This window comes from Actinomadura sp. HBU206391, from assembly GCF_014323665.1.
GTDB lineage: Bacteria > Actinomycetota > Actinomycetes > Streptosporangiales > Streptosporangiaceae > Actinomadura_C.
Map to the genome: position 1 here is coordinate 18,968 of NZ_JABVEB010000059.1, position 14,661 is coordinate 33,628.

Sequence of the window (14,661 nt, forward strand, 5' to 3'; positions counted from 1 at the left end):
ACATGACATGGCAGCGCACGACCCGGACCGGCAGGACACGGCAGCGCACGACGCGGCCGATCGCCGCCATCGCGGCCGTCGCCGCGCTGGCCGTGGCGGGATGCACCTCGGAGGGGCCGGGCCGTGCCCGCACTCCCGAGCCGCTGCCGCCCAGCGCCGCGCAACCGGGCGGCACCGGGATCGGGCAGCCACGGGAGCTCGTCACCGGCTTGCAGGTGCCATGGGCGATCGCGTTCCTGCCCGGCGGCGACGCCCTCGTCACCGAGCGCGACACCGCGCGCCTGCTACGGATCACTCCGGCCGGACGGGTCACCACGATAGGCACGGTGCCCGGCGTCGAACCGGGCGGCGAGGGCGGGTTGCTCGGGGTCGCGGTGTCCCCGTCCTTCGACCGGGACCGCTACGTGTACGTCTACTTCACGGCCGCCTCCGACAACCGGGTCGTGCGCCTGCGCTACGACGAAGATCTCGGCCGCCCGCAGCCGATCGTGACGGGCATCCCCAAGGGCGGCAACCACAACGGCGGCCGGCTGGCCTTCGGACCGGACAAGATGCTCTACATCACCACGGGCGAGACCGGAGACGAGCCGCTGGCCCAGGACCGCCGGTCGCTGGGCGGCAAGATCCTCCGGGTACGGCCGGACGGATCCCACGCTCCCGACAACCCCTTCGGCTCCCGTGTCTTCACGTACGGGCACCGGAACGTTCAGGGCGTCGACTGGGACGAGCGGGGGCGCATGTACGCCACGGAATTCGGACAGAACCGCTTCGACGAGATCAACCGCATCGAGAAGGGACACGACTACGGCTGGCCCGAGGTCGAGGGAACCGGCGGTGGCGGCGACCACACCGATCCGCTGCTCACCTGGTCGACCTCCGAAGCCTCGCCGTCGGGGCTGGCCTACGCGGGCGGGTCGCTCTGGGCGGCGGGGCTCCGCGGCGAACGGCTCTGGCAGGTGCCGCTGGGCCGGGACGGCTCGGCCGGGCGGCCGGTGGCGCATCTGACCGGGACGTACGGGCGGCTGCGCGCGGTCGTGCGGGCCCCCGACGGGTCGCTGTGGGTCAGCACGAGCGACCGGGACGGGCGCGGCGACGTCGACCAGGGGGACGACCGGATCATCGTCGTCCCCCTTCGGTGACCCTGGACGTTCGCGGGGCGGGCACCGGAACGCCCGCGCACCGCCACACGCTCAGGCGCTCACGGCATGGTCATGGCCGCCGGCCGGACGGTCACGGGCGCCGGCCGCCGCTGCCGCCGAAGGCACGGCCGAGCATCTCGAGCTCGGTGGCCAGGATGTCCTCGTCGGTCAGCGAGCCCCGCTTGGCCAGCGTGTCCACGTCGATGACCCGGAACTCGGGCAGTTGCATGGTGCCGCAGCAGGTCGACCGATCCTGAGCGGCGTGGAGGCTGGCGGAGTTCTCGTCCGCGACGCGCACCGAGGTGACGTCCTCACCCTTGCCGTTTCCGGTGTAGTCGGCGTCGGTCATGTTCATCCGCCCCGACGTCAGATCGCTCAGCGGGACGGGCGAGACGACCACTTCGCGAACGGCGAATCTGTTGCGCAGGAACGTCCGATAGATGGCGGGGTCGCCCTGCTCCATGGAGATCTGCAGCATCTTGTTGACCACGTCGGCATAGATGGCGCCGGTCGCGGGCGCGGCGACGACCGCGTCGAACAGCAGCTTGCAGAGCCTGCCCGCCACCTCGATGAGGATGAGGCCGGGGCTCTTCGCCATGCGTTGCCGGTCGCCCTCGAAGGCGTAGACGTCGGCCAGCACGTCGTAGACACCGCCTGTGAAGACCTGCGAGATCGCGTGCACCTCGTTGCCGACCTCGCTGAGCTTGAGATCGTTGTCGGCGTTGCGCAGTCCGAACTGCAGGCCCAGCGCGGTGCCGAACTCCTCGGCCATCGAGGCCAGGAACGACTTGGCGTGCAGGTCGGCCTTGGTGGCGGCCACCAGCGCCTCGGCCTGGTCCGGCTGCGACAGGGCGAAGAAGATCGCGGTCAGGTCGCCGAAGGCCTCGTGCAGGCCGCCGGTCTGTGGCGGATTTCCGGCGGCCAGCCAGCCGGGTTTGAGCCCGTCCAGGATCGCGTGACCGCACTCGTGGGCGACGATGTCGGTCGAGCGGCAGGTGAAGACCTGCTCGGCGCCGGTCTCGGCCGGATTGAAGAACAGGAACTTCAGCGCCTTGGCGGTTCTGCTGTAGAAGGCGTTGGCGCCCACACCGGCGCGGGGGAAGACCGTGATGCGGTCGGCCGTCCCGCCGGTGTTCCACGCGAACGGGATGGGTGTGCCGCCGTTCAGCCGCTCGTACATCGTGAGCGTCTCGCGCACGACCGCGAAGGTGTGGGCGCAGTCGAACTCGGCGCTGCCCGGCTCGAACAGCAGGTCGCCCTGGGTGTTGCGGGCCACCGGCGTCGTCCCGGCCAGCTCGGTCGCGACGCGCGCGTCCAGCGGCCCGTTCAGCACCACCGAGGGCATGAAGATGACCCGCACGCCCGGATCCTGAACCGACGGGTCCTGCTTGTAGATCCGTACTCGCGGGCCGACGGCGGCCGGCGCCGGCGTCGGCACCGCATTCGGGCCGCGGGGCGGCGGCACCGCCTCGACCTGGTACGGATGCGCCGCCCGGCGGCCTGGCGCCTCGGGGACGGCCGTTCGCACGGCTCTCGAGGCACCGACGGTGACCGCCGTCCCCGGCATCTCCTGAGGACTCATTGCCCCTCCTGTCCATTGGGGCGTGGGACGCCTGGACGGCCCGACGCGCGGAAAGGGGGGATTTTTCGTGACTTTGACCTGTCGGCGCCTTCGTCTTCGACCACGTTCGACCGAAAGCCGATCACCGACAGTGATGATAACGCCTCACCACGGGGCCGGACGGGCGATGAGCCCGCCCGGCGTCGGCGAGTCCTCACCGCACCGGTGACGACTCAGCGGTCGGCCCCTCCAGGATGAGCGCACCGGCCGAACCCTGGTCGGAGTGACCCGGGCGTCCTCACGGCACCGGTCGGATCGACAGATCGCCCGTGACCGCACCGGAGCCCGACTACGCGGGGCCCGTCACCGCCACCCTGCGCAACTCGGAGTCGGCGGTCAGCCGGTCAGCCGGTCAGCCGGTCAGCCGCTCCAGGATGAGCTCACGGGCCCGCCCGGCGTCGGCCTGACCGCGGGTGGCCTTCATGACCGCCCCGACCAGCGCCCCGGCGGCCGCGACCTTGCCACCGCGTACCTTGTCGGCCGCGTCGGGGTTGTCGGCGATCACCTGGTCGATGATGCCGGCGAGCGCGCCGTCGTCACTGACGATCCTGAGCCCCCGGGCCGCGACGACCTCGTCCGGCGTCCCCTCGCCGGCGAGCACGCCCTCGAACACCTGGCGGGACAGCTTGTCGTTGAGATCTCCGGCGGACACCATCGCCTGGACGCGGGCCACCTGCTCAGCGGTGATCGGCAGCGCGGCCAGTTCGACCGACAGCGCGGTCGCCCTGCGAGACAGTTCGTTCATCCACCACTTGCGGGCCGCCGCCGGGTCGGCACCCGCCTCGATGGTCTGCTCGATCAGGTCGAGGGCACCGGCGTTGACGACGTCCTGCAGCTCCTTGTCGCTGAGGGCCCAGTCGGTCTTGACCCGGGCCCGCCGGGCGGCGGGCAGCTCGGGCAGCCCGGCGCGCAGTTCCTCCACCCAGCCGGGGTCAGGGGCGACCGGCACCAGGTCCGGCTCGGGGAAGTACCGGTAGTCCTGTGCCTCTTCCTTGCTCCGGCCGCTCGTCGTGGAGCCGGTGTCCTCATGGAAGTGCCGAGTCTCCTGGACGATCCGCCCGCCGGCGGTGAGTACGGCGGCCTGCCGCTCGATCTCGTGCAGCACGGCCCGCTCGACCGAGCGAAGCGAGTTGACGTTCTTGGTCTCGGTGCGGGTCCCCCACTGCGACGAGCCGCGCGGCATCAGTGAGACGTTGACGTCACAGCGCATGGAACCCTCCTCCATGCGGACGTCGGAGACCCCGAGGGCGCGCATCAGCTCGCGCAGTTCGGTGGCGTAGGCCCGTGCCACGAGCGGCGCCTTGGCGCCGGTCGCCTCGATGGGCTTGGTGACGATCTCGACCAGCGGGATCCCGGCCCGGTTGTAGTCGACGAGCGAGTGGCTGGCACCGTGGATCCGGCCCGTGGCACCGCCGACGTGCAGCGACTTGCCGGTGTCCTCTTCCATGTGCACGCGCTCGATGGCGACCCGGTAGACCTCCGGACCGTCGTCGCCCTCGATCTCGACATCGAGGTGGCCGTCGACGCACAGCGGCTCGTCGTACTGGGAGATCTGATAGTTCTTCGGCATGTCCGGATAGAAATAGTTCTTCCGGGCGAACCGGCACCACTCCACGATGGAGCAGTTCAGGGCCAGGCCGATCTTGATGGTGCTCTCGATGGCCGTCCGGTTGACCACCGGCAGCGAGCCGGGAAGGCCGAGGCAGACCGGGCACACCTGGGTGTTGGGCTCGGCGCCGAAGGCGGTCGCGCAGCCGCAGAACATCTTCGAGCTCGTGCCCAGCTCGATGTGGGTCTCGATGCCCAGCACCGGCTCGTATCTCGCCAGCGCCTCGTCGTAGGGCATCAGCGTCTCGACACTCACAGGTCTCCCAATCCCTTCAATGCCCGGCTCGTTCCCCGCCCGGCTCGGTTCTTCACAGCTCCGGGGCCTTGGCCAGCAGCGGGCCGCCCCAGCGGTCGCCGAGAGCCGCTTCGACTGCCGCGCCGACGCGATAGACGCGATCGTCGGCGAGCACCGGGGCCATGATCTGCAGGCCGACGGGGAGCCCGTCCTCGTCGGCGAGCCCGCACGGCACCGAGATCGCCGCGTTGCCCGCCAGGTTCGACGGGATCGTGCAGAGATCGGCGAGATACATCGACACGGGGTCGGCGGTGCGCTCGCCCAGCGAGAACGCCGACGTCGGCGTGGTGGGCGATACCAGCACGTCGACCTGCTCGAACGCCGCGTCGAAGTCACGTGTGATGAGCGTACGGACCTGCTGCGCCTTGCCGTAGTAGGCGTCGTAGTAGCCCGACGACAGGGCGTAGGTGCCCAGCATCATCCGCCGCTTCACCTCGGCGCCGAAGCCCTTGGCCCGGGTGAGCGCCATGACCTCCTCGGCGGACCGGGTGCCGTCGTCTCCGACCCGCAACCCATAGCGCATCGCGTCGAAGCGGGCCAGGTTGGACGAGCACTCCGAGGGCGCGATGAGGTAGTAGGCAGGAAGCGCGTAGGTGAAGTTGGGGCAGGAGACCTCGATCACCTTGGCGCCCAGCGACTCCAGCAGTTCGACCGCCTCGCGGAAGCGGGCGAGCACGCCCTGCTGGTAACCCTCGCCGTCGAGCTCCCGCACCACGCCCACGCGCAGCCCGGCGACGTCGCCGTTGCGGGCGGCGGCCACCACCGACGGGGCCGGCTCGTCGATCGAGGTCGAGTCCATCGGGTCGTGGCCCGAGAACGCCTCCTGCAGGAGCGCGGCGTCCAGGACCGTGCGGGCCAGCGGGCCGGGCGTGTCGAGGGACGAGGCGAAGGCGATCACTCCGTACCGTGACGAGCCACCGTAGGTCGGCTTCATGCCGACCAGGCCGGTGACCGCGGCGGGCTGCCGGATCGAGCCGCCGGTGTCGGTGCCGGTGGCCAGCGGCGCCTCATAGGCCGCGACCGCGGCCGACGAGCCGCCGGACGAGCCGCCGGGGATCCGGCTCAGGTCCCACGGGTTGCGGGTGGGCCCGAACGCGCTGTTCTCCGTGGACGAGCCCATCGCGAACTCGTCCATGTTGGTCTTGCCGAGGATGACCATGCCGGCGGCCCGCAGCCGGGCGGTGACGGTCGCGTCGTACGGCGGCCGCCAGCCCTCAAGGATCTTGGAGGCGGCGGTGGTGGGCATGTCGCTGGTGGTGAAGACGTCCTTGTGCGCGATCGGGACGCCCGCCAGCGGGCCGAGTTCCTCTCCTGCGGCACGCCGGGCGTCGACGCCGCGGGCCTGCTGGAGGGTGGTCTCGGGGTCGACGTGCAGGAACGCGTTCACCTGGCCGTCAACGGCGGCGATGCGGTCCAGATGGGCCTGTGCGACCTCGACGGCGGAGGTCTCACCCGAGGCGATCAGAGCGGCCAGCTCCGCGGCGGTCTTCCGGGTCAGGCTCATGAGTCCTCCTCGAGGATCCGCGGCACCCGGAAGCGGTTCTCCTCGGCGGCGGGCGCGCCGGCGAGCGCCTGGTCGGCGGTCAGGCAGGGGCGCACCTCGTCGGGCCGGAACACGTTGGTCAGCGGCAGCGCGTGCGAGGTGGCAGGGATGTCCTCGGCCGCCACCTCCTGCACCCGCGCGACCGCGGAGATGATCACATCGAGCTGGGCGGCGAGATGGTCGAGCTCCTCATCGCCGAGCGCCAGCCGGGACAGCCGGGCGAGGTGAGCGACCTCGTCACGGGTGATGGACATAGTCGAAAGCCGTTTCGGAGATCAATGGGTTCCAGGCCATCCTATGGGGCGCACGCGGTCGCGGCCCACTCGAATAAGCCGCCATCCGGCGTGTCGATCAAGGATCGCGGTGTCTGGGCGCGCTCGACCCTTGATCGACACGTGCGCCCGGGCAGGGGGCCTGCCTCGCCACACCACCGTCCACCGGCCCGCGCTCGCGCAGTCATCGGCTGCGGGGCCAATGCCCGGCGTCTCGCCCGACCTCGTCCCGCCGCAGCCCCGAGAACGAGTCCCGAACAACCTTCGGTGTCGGCAAATGCACCACAGGAAGCCGCCCGAGTGGCCCACACGCCGACACCGAACACGCTCCTGCCCCCGTCGCCCACCAGATCACCAGATCACCAGATCAACGAAGCCCATCAACAAACCAACGCAACCGCGACGGCGACGGCGACGGCGGCCGCGGCGGCGGTGGCAGTGGCGGCGGCGGTGGCAGTGGCGACGGCCAGGAGCCGACGCCAAGGGCGAGTGGCGAGACGAAGCCCCACCGCCGCACTCTTACTAACGTGATCATGCACTTATTCACCCCCGAACCCCAACCAACAGCGCCGCCACACCGAACAACTGCATGATCACGGCCATAGACCAGCGGCAACGCTGAGACTCGCGGCTTGGACAACCCCCGGCACTGCGCCAGTCGACGTGATCATGCAGTTGATCGCATCCCAGGCTCCCACCCCCCAAAGCGCGGGAGCGAACGGGAGCATGGTGCAGGGACGTCTCGGGTCGGGCGCGACGGGGGGCTTCGGCCCCGGGAGGCGGCCGGGTTCCGGGTGTCTCGGGGTGGGCGCGACGGGGGCTTGGGCGGAGGGGTCAGGCGGCGGGTTCTGGGGCGCGTTCCATGCGGCGGCGCAGCCAGTCGGTCGCGTCGGCGGCGCCCATCGGGCGGCCGAAGTGCCATCCCTGAGCCGCGTCGCAGCCCATCTCCCGGAGCAACTGGGCGGTCTTGGCGTCCTCGACGCCCTCGGCGACCGATCGCAGGCCGAGCGTCCGCACCAGGTCGATGATGGACCGCACGATCACCGTGTCGTCGCAGGATTCCATCAGCCGCTGCACGAAGGAGGAGTCGATCTTGATCTCCTCGACCGGGAGCCGCTTCAGCCGGACCAGCGAGGAGTAGCCGGTTCCGAAGTCGTCCAGGCTCAGCGGGATTCCCAGCTCGGCCAGCGCTCCCACGGTCTCGCCGGCGTAGGCGGGCTCGTTCATCAGGATCCGCTCGGTGATCTCCAGCTGCAGGGTCGCCGCGGGGAGGTCGTGTTCGACCAGACCAGCCGCGATCGTGTCGGTCAGCGTGGCGTCGAGCAGGTCCCGGCCGGAGATGTTGACCGAGACCTGGACCGCCAGCCCTTCACGCCACCAGGCCGCGGCCTGCGCCAGTACACGATCAACCACGTAGTGCGTGATGGACCGCATGAGGTAGGTCTGCTCGGCGATCGGCAGAAACTGGGCCGGGCCGATGAGCCCCTGCTCCGGATGGCGCCAGCGCAGCAGTGCCTCCATCCCGACCAGTTGCCCGTCGATCAATCCGATCTTGGGCTGGAAGTGCAGCTCCAGTTCCTCGCGGTCGATCGCGCGGCGCAGGTCGCCCAGCATCCCTAGCCTGGCCGGCGAGTTGCGGTCCTTGGCGGGCGAGTAGATCTCGACACCGCACCGGCTCTCCTTGGCGACGTACATCGCCACGTCCGCCCGCTGCAGGAGCAACTCGAAGTCGGGCGCGTGATCGGGGTGGAGGGCGATGCCGACGCTGCCCTCGATGTCGAACGACATGCCGTCCAGCCGTACGGGCTCGCTGAGCGCCGCCCTGAGCCGGACCGCGACCTCCCGCGCCGCCTGGGCGTCGCGTACGGACGGCAGCAGCACCGCGAACTCGTCGCCGCCCAGCCGCGCCACGAGGTCGCCGGGCCGCACGCTGTGGGTCAGCCGATGGGCCACCATCTGGAGCAACCGGTCGCCCGTGTGGTGCCCCAGCGTGTCGTTGACCTCCTTGAACCGGTCGAGGTCGAGCAGGAACAGCCCGACCCGCTCCCGCTCCCCGGCCTCGGGGCCGCCGCCGCGTGCGGCCTGGTGGCGGGCCTCGGCGAGCGCCTGCTCGGTCCGCATGATCAGCAGCTTGCGGTTCGGCAGCCCGGTGAGGCCGTCGTGCAGCGCCTGGTGCTCGCGGCGCACCGAACCGGAGGCGTTGAGGTAGACGGCGATGAAGGGCAGCACGATCAGCGGCACGAGCGCCGCCGAGCGGTCCATGGCGACCACCACGAGGGGCGACAGCCCGAGCAACGCGAGGTTGACGAGCACCTGATAGCCGAAGTCCCGGCGCATCGCCTTGAGCAGCGACACCCGCTCGTGCAGGGCGACCGCGCCGCTGACCAGGGTGTCGTTGCTGAGGAAGTACACGACGGCGACGATCGCGATGGCGAACAGATCGGTGCCCTCGGGCACCCATGGACGGGTCGGAGAGGGGTGGATGCCGAACCCGGCGAGCACCAGGGTCGCCGCGCTGATGCTGAGGGAGTACTGGGCGACGTTGAACGCGGTGCGGTGCGGTGCCCATCGCCGGAACACGCCGTAGGCGACCGCGGCCACGGCCTGCAACATCACGGCGACCGGCAGCCCCGCGTAGAGCAGGGCCGCGAACACGAAGGTGGTCGAGGTCGTCGCGCCGCTGGTCTCGGTGGAGCCCGTCTCGGTGGCGCCGGGCGTGATGATGGGCCTGAGCTCGCCGAACAGGATGAAGCAGCCCAGGATCCAGAACACCGGATTGGTGAGAAGCGCTTCGCACTCCTCCGCGACCAGCCCGCTGACCGAGGCGGCGAACGCCACAGCGCCGAGACCGATGACGCAGGCGAGATAGATCCACAGGGGGGATCCCCGCCGGGGCAGGGTGTCCCGTGTGTTGTTCGGGTCCTTCATCACTTCCCTCGGGGAAGGTCCGGGGATCGCCCCCGCGTTCGCACAGTCAAAGACTGCACCGGAGGTCCGCTTTCAGATGATGAGGGGAGACTACGACCTTCGGGCAACTTCGCGAAACCGATTGGGTACGTTCCGTTACGTCCTATTTAACGCGACTAGCGATCTCTGTGTAGTTAAGTTATACCTCACGGTAACTTGTTGCAGGTCGAAGGCACAACCGCAACGATGTGTCATTCCTCCACTCGGAGGGTTACGACCTTGGCCGCTTCCGGCCCATTTTCGAGCAGCACTTGGAACCCGTCCTCGTTGAGGATAGGGACATCCAGTTTGAGGGCTTTGTCATATTTTGATCCGGGATTGTCTCCTATGATGACAAAGCCCGTTTTCTTGGAGACCGAACCCGTGACCTTACCGCCGAGATTCTGTACGGCCTCAGTGGCCGAATCTCGGCTGAAGCGCTCCAGCGATCCGGTCACGACCACGGTGACGCCCTCCAGCGGCCGGGGGCCTGCCACTCCCTCGTCCTCCATGCGGACGCCCGCCTCACGCCACTTCTGAACGATCTCGCGGTGCCAGTCGACCGCGAACCAGGCCCTGAGCGACGCCGCGATGGTCGGGCCGACGCCTTCGACCATGGCGAGCTGCTCCTCCGTGGCGTTCTCGATCGCCTCCATCGAGCGGAACTCGCGCGCCAGGTCCTGCGCGGCGCGCGGCCCCACATGCCGGATGGACAGGGCGACCAGCACCCGCCACAGGGGCTGCGATTTGGCCTTCTCCAGCTCCTCGAAGAGCTTGTCCACCGTCTTCTTCGGCTCACCGGCCTTGTTGGCGAAGAAGGCGACCACCTTGGGCTCGCCGGTCCGCTCATCGATCTTGGGTAGACCGGTGCGGTGCTCTCGCACCACGCTCTTGATCGGCAGCAGCCTGTCGACGGTGAGATGGAACAGATCCCCCTCATTCCGTACGGGCGGCTCGTCCGGCTCCAGCGGCTGGGTCAGCGCGGTCGCGGCGACGTAGCCCAGCGCCTCGATGTCGAGCGCGTCGCGGCCGGCCACGAAGGAGACCCGCTCGCGCAACTGCCCGGGGCACAGCCGCGCGTTGGGACAGCGGATGTCGACGTCGCCCTCCTTCGCGTAGGCCAGCTCGGTGCCGCATTCCGGGCAGTGCGTCGGCATCGAGAACTCGCGCTCGGTGCCGTCGCGCAGGCCCGTGACCGGCGCCACGATCTCGGGGATGACATCGCCCGCCTTGCGCAGCACCACGGTGTCGCCGATCAGCACGCCCTTGCGCTTGACCTCGCTGGCGTTGTGCAGCGTCGCGTAGGCCACGGTCGATCCCGCGACCTTGATCGGCTCCATCACCCCGTACGGCGTGATGCGCCCGGTGCGGCCCACCCCCACCTTGATGTCGAGCAGCCGGGTGTTGACCTCCTGGGGCGGGTACTTGTACGCGATCGCCCAGCGCGGCGCCCTGCTGGTCGAGCCGAGCCTGCGCTGCACCGCCCGCTGGTCGACCTTGACCACCACGCCGTCGATCTCGTACGCGGGATCATGCCGGTGCTCGCCGTAGTACCTGATGTAGTCGCCGACCGCCTCGAGCTCCGGCACCACGCGGTAGCGGTCGCTCACCGGCAGGCCGAACGCGCGCATGAGCTCATAGGCCTCCGCCTGGCTCTCCGGCAGTTCACCGCCCTCCCAGGCGCCGAAGCCGTGCACGATCATGCTGAGCGGCCGCTGCGCGGTGACTCGCGGGTCCTTCTGCCGCAGCGAGCCCGCGGCGGCGTTGCGCGGGTTGGCGAACGGCTCGCGGCCGCCCTCGACCAGCGCGGCATTGAGTTCCTCGAAGCTCTTGACCGGCAGGTAGACCTCGCCCCGCACCTCGAGCAGCTCGGGCACGTCATCACCCGTGAGATGGGTCGGGATGGCCGCGATCGTCCGGATGTTGTTGGTGACGTCCTCACCGCTGCGGGCGTCGCCGCGGGTGGCCCCGCGCACCAGCCGGCCGTTCTGGTAGAGCAGGGCGACGGCAAGTCCATCGATCTTGAGCTCGCAGAGATAGCCGCTGCCCGGCCCGGCCTCCCGCTCGACGCGCTCGCCCCACGCGGACAGCTCGTCGAAGTTCATCGCGTTGTCGAGACTCAGCATGAGCTCGACGTGCTCGACCGTCGTGAAGTCGGTCGTGATGGGCGCGCCGACCTTCTGCGTCGGCGAGTCGGGGGTGACCAGCTCGGGCCGGTTCTCCTCTAGCTCGCGCAGCTCGCGCATGAGCGCGTCGTACTCGGCGTCGCTGAGCGTGGGGTCGTCGAGGACGTAATAGCGGTAGTTGGCGTCATCGATGTCCTGGCACAGCTCCGCGTGCCGTGCCGCCTGCCCGGATGCATCCTGGCTCAAGCTCATAGCCCTAGTCTCCACCGTGCCGAGGACAGTCTGCCTGCGGTGTTCACCTCTCGGCTGCCGGGCTGACCCCGCTCCCCCTCACCCACAGCAGCCGCCCGTCCGCCCGTTACGCGGACGATCTCGCGTGGCCGGTATCCGGGCGGGCAGGGACCCTGCGCCGACACCAGGCTGCCAGCCGGGGCCGCTGCTCGCGAGCAGCTCTCGTGCTACCCCTCCGGCTCGTCCCGCAGCACTTGTGCGACCTCGCGGCAGCGCGCCAGCGCCGCCCGGGCGTAACCGGGCGAGGCCCCGGCGAGACCGCAAGACGGCGTGAGCACGATCTGCTCCGCCATCCGGGCGGGCGGGAAGCCCAGTCGCCCCCACAACTCCCTGGCAGGGCGCGCGGACGCCCGGGCCGATGGGAACGCCGTGTCGGTTCCGGGGACGACGCCGAGAAAGAGGCCGATGCCCGCCTCGATTGCCTCACCGACCGCTTCGTCGGCTTTCGTGGGGATCAGACCGGCGTCCACCGAGATCGCCTTCGCCCCGGCCGCGCGCAACAGTCCGTACGGAACGTCCCGCGCGCAGCAGTGGACGATCGGATACGCGTCGCCGGCGCGCAGAACCCGTCCCAGTCCCTCCTCGGCCAGCGTAGCCTCCACCGCGCGGAGCCGGCCGAAACCGCTCGCCGTGGGGACCGTCCCGGCGAGCGCACCGGGCAGGCCCGGTTCGTCGACCTGCAGCAGGATCTCGGCGCTCGGGAGCCTCCGGCGCACGTCGGCGACGTGCACGCGGACCCCCTCGGCGAGCGAGTCGATCAGATCACGGATGGCCCCCGCGTCCTTGAGCGTACGGTCACCGTGTTTGAGCTCGATGGTCGCGGCGAGCGTCCACGGCCCGGCGACCTGGATCTTGAACGGCCCCCCGTAGTCGCCCGCCTGCTCCTCGAGGGCGTCGAGATCGCGGGCGAGGTGGTCACGCGCCCGCTGCAGATCCCGGCCCGGCCGGTCGGCGAACCGCCAGCCCGAGGGCTGCAGCGCCACCGGCAGCTCCACGAGCAGTCCCGCGGTGCGCCCGGTCAGGTCGGCCCCGGGACCGCGGGCGGGCAGCTCGGGCAGATGCGGGAGATCGGGCAGCTCACCCAGCACGACGCGCAACGTCTCGGCCGGATCATCACCTGGGAAGGACCCGATCCCCGTCGCGCTCGCGGCCGGCCACGGGAAGGTCATCGGTTCTGGCACATGCCGAAGCCTAACGAGGCTCTATCCTCGCGGGCATGCCCCCGCACCCGCACCGGAGCCCGCGGACGCTCCGCTCGCTCATGTCACCGGCCTCGCTAGCGTCGCTGGCCCTCATCACCACACTCTCGGCCTGCGGCACCGGCTCCTCCCCGGGCGCGGCGCCGCGTGCCACCGTGCCGGCACCGGACCTATGCAAGGTCATCAGCCGCAGAACCGTCACCGTGGCGATGCACGGCAGACCGTCCGGCTGCGAGTCCATCGGCGACGCGAACAGCCGCATGACACGCTTCACCGGCACCGCCCGCCTGTCGGGCCGCAGGGCGCCGGTCGCCCTGGCCATCTCGTACGACACGCGCCGCGATCCACGGACCGGAGCCGACCGCTGGCGGACGGTCGGCCATCCCACCGGTTCTCGGGTCAGCCTGCTCGGGGTCGGCGAGAGCGCCGTCTTCGACCCCAAGCACTCACCTCAGCTCCGTACGACCCAGGGCGACCTGATCGTCTCTGTCGCGCTGAAGGTCACCGGCGCACCGGTGCCCCAGACCAAGCTGCCGGACAACCTCCAGGCCGTCGCCAGCGAGGCCGTGGCCGCGGCGCGCTGAACCGCCGCGAGAGAGCGTTGGCCCGTCAGGCGAAGACGCTGTCCGTGGCGGCGATGGTCGCCGAGCCCAGCACGGTGTCGCCGTCGTAGAGCACCGCGGCCTGGCCCGTGGCCACGCCCTTGGCGGGCGCGTGGAGCCGGATCCGCAGGAGGTCGCCCTCGACCCGGGCGGTGCAGTCGTACACCTCGCCGTGGGCCCGCAGCTGCACCTGGCAGTCGTGCGGCCCCGCCGGCGCTTCGGCCAGCCAGACCGGCCGCTCGCCCGTGATCTCGTGAACGTCGAGTGCCTCGCGCGGACCGACGGTCACCGTGTTGTTCACGGGCGAGATGTCGAGCACGTAGCGCGGCTTGCCGTCGGGCGCCGGTCGCCCGATCCGCAGCCCCTTGCGCTGGCCGACGGTGTAGGCGTACGCGCCCTCGTGCTCGCCGAGGACCTCGCCGGAGGTGTCGACGATCGGGCCCGGCGCGGTGCCGAGGCGGCCTGCGAGGAAGGCCTGCGTGTCGCCGTCGGCGATGAAACAGACGTCGTGGCTGTCGGGCTTGTCGGCGACCTGCAGGCCGCGCCGCTCGGCCTCGCGCCGGATATCGGCCTTGGTGGTGTCCCCGAGCGGGAACATCGCGTGGGCGAGTTGTTCCCTGCTGCACACGGCGAGGACGTACGACTGGTCCTTGCCGTCGTCGACGCCGCGCCGCAGCACCCCGTCATCGAGCCGGGCGTAGTGCCCGGTGCACACGGCGTCGAACCCCAGGGCCAGCGCCTTGTCCAGCAGCGCCGCGAACTTGATCTTCTCGTTGCAGCGCAGGCACGGATTCGGTGTGCGGCCGGCCGCGTACTCGTCCACGAAGTCCTGTACGACGTCCCGGTCGAACCGCTCGGCGAGATCCCAGACGTAGAAGGGGATGCCGATCACATCCGCCGCCCGTCGCGCGTCGCGGGAGTCCTCGAGCGTGCAACACCCCCGGGCGCCGCTGCGGTAGGACTTCGGGTTGCTGGAGAGGGCCATGTGCACGCCGGTGACGTCGTGCCCGACCTCGGCG

Annotated in this window: 10 protein-coding genes; 2 read left to right on the forward strand and 8 right to left on the reverse strand. The window is 70.5% G+C overall.

Annotation, left to right across the window (positions count from 1 at the left end):
* The first annotated feature begins 2 nt into the window (after positions 1-2).
* Positions 3-1,139, forward strand: coding sequence for a PQQ-dependent sugar dehydrogenase (locus HKK72_RS19030; protein ID WP_187235740.1), 1,137 nt, complete (start codon positions 3-5; stop codon positions 1,137-1,139).
* A 91-nt stretch (positions 1,140-1,230) separates the two neighbouring features.
* Here HKK72_RS19030 and HKK72_RS19035 read toward each other — a convergent pair whose 3' ends face one another.
* The 7 genes from HKK72_RS19035 to HKK72_RS19065 form a co-directional block, all read right to left on the reverse strand.
* Entirely contained in the window at positions 1,231-2,721 is a 1,491-nt protein-coding gene (locus HKK72_RS19035; RefSeq protein WP_187235733.1) for a hypothetical protein, read from the reverse strand.
* A 391-nt stretch (positions 2,722-3,112) separates the two neighbouring features.
* Entirely contained in the window at positions 3,113-4,606 is a 1,494-nt protein-coding gene (gene gatB / locus HKK72_RS19040) for an Asp-tRNA(Asn)/Glu-tRNA(Gln) amidotransferase subunit GatB (RefSeq protein ID WP_187235741.1), read from the reverse strand.
* A gap of 70 nt (positions 4,607-4,676) precedes the next feature.
* Entirely contained in the window at positions 4,677-6,167 is a 1,491-nt protein-coding gene (gene gatA, locus HKK72_RS19045; RefSeq protein ID WP_187235734.1) for an Asp-tRNA(Asn)/Glu-tRNA(Gln) amidotransferase subunit GatA, read from the reverse strand.
* Entirely contained in the window at positions 6,164-6,460 is a 297-nt protein-coding gene (gene gatC / locus HKK72_RS19050; RefSeq protein WP_187235735.1) for an Asp-tRNA(Asn)/Glu-tRNA(Gln) amidotransferase subunit GatC, read from the reverse strand. The genes gatA and gatC overlap by 4 nt, the downstream gene beginning before the upstream one ends.
* Positions 6,461-7,312: 852 nt before the next feature.
* Positions 7,313-9,406 carry a putative bifunctional diguanylate cyclase/phosphodiesterase gene (locus HKK72_RS19055; protein WP_187235736.1) on the reverse strand — a complete coding sequence of 698 codons (2,094 nt, stop codon included), beginning with the start codon at positions 9,404-9,406 and terminating at the stop codon, positions 7,313-7,315.
* A 230-nt stretch (positions 9,407-9,636) separates the two neighbouring features.
* Positions 9,637-11,802 carry an NAD-dependent DNA ligase LigA gene (ligA, locus tag HKK72_RS19060; RefSeq protein ID WP_187235737.1) on the reverse strand — a complete coding sequence of 722 codons (2,166 nt, stop codon included), beginning with the start codon at positions 11,800-11,802 and terminating at the stop codon, positions 9,637-9,639.
* 206 nt (positions 11,803-12,008) lie between these two features.
* On the reverse strand, positions 12,009-13,022 hold the full coding sequence (locus HKK72_RS19065; RefSeq protein WP_410050320.1) for a methionine synthase: 1,014 nt from the start codon (positions 13,020-13,022) through the stop codon (positions 12,009-12,011).
* A 35-nt stretch (positions 13,023-13,057) separates the two neighbouring features.
* Between HKK72_RS19065 and HKK72_RS19070 the strand changes: the two genes are divergently transcribed.
* The gene (locus tag HKK72_RS19070; protein ID WP_187235738.1) at positions 13,058-13,624 is read left to right on the forward strand and encodes a hypothetical protein; all 567 of its coding nucleotides are present in this window, start codon (positions 13,058-13,060) and stop codon (positions 13,622-13,624) included.
* 25 nt (positions 13,625-13,649) lie between these two features.
* On the opposite strand, the gene mnmA is transcribed toward HKK72_RS19070, so the two are convergent.
* Positions 13,650-14,661, reverse strand: a 1,012-nt coding sequence (gene mnmA, locus HKK72_RS19075) for a tRNA 2-thiouridine(34) synthase MnmA (RefSeq protein WP_187235739.1), incomplete at its 5' end; no start/stop codon positions are given.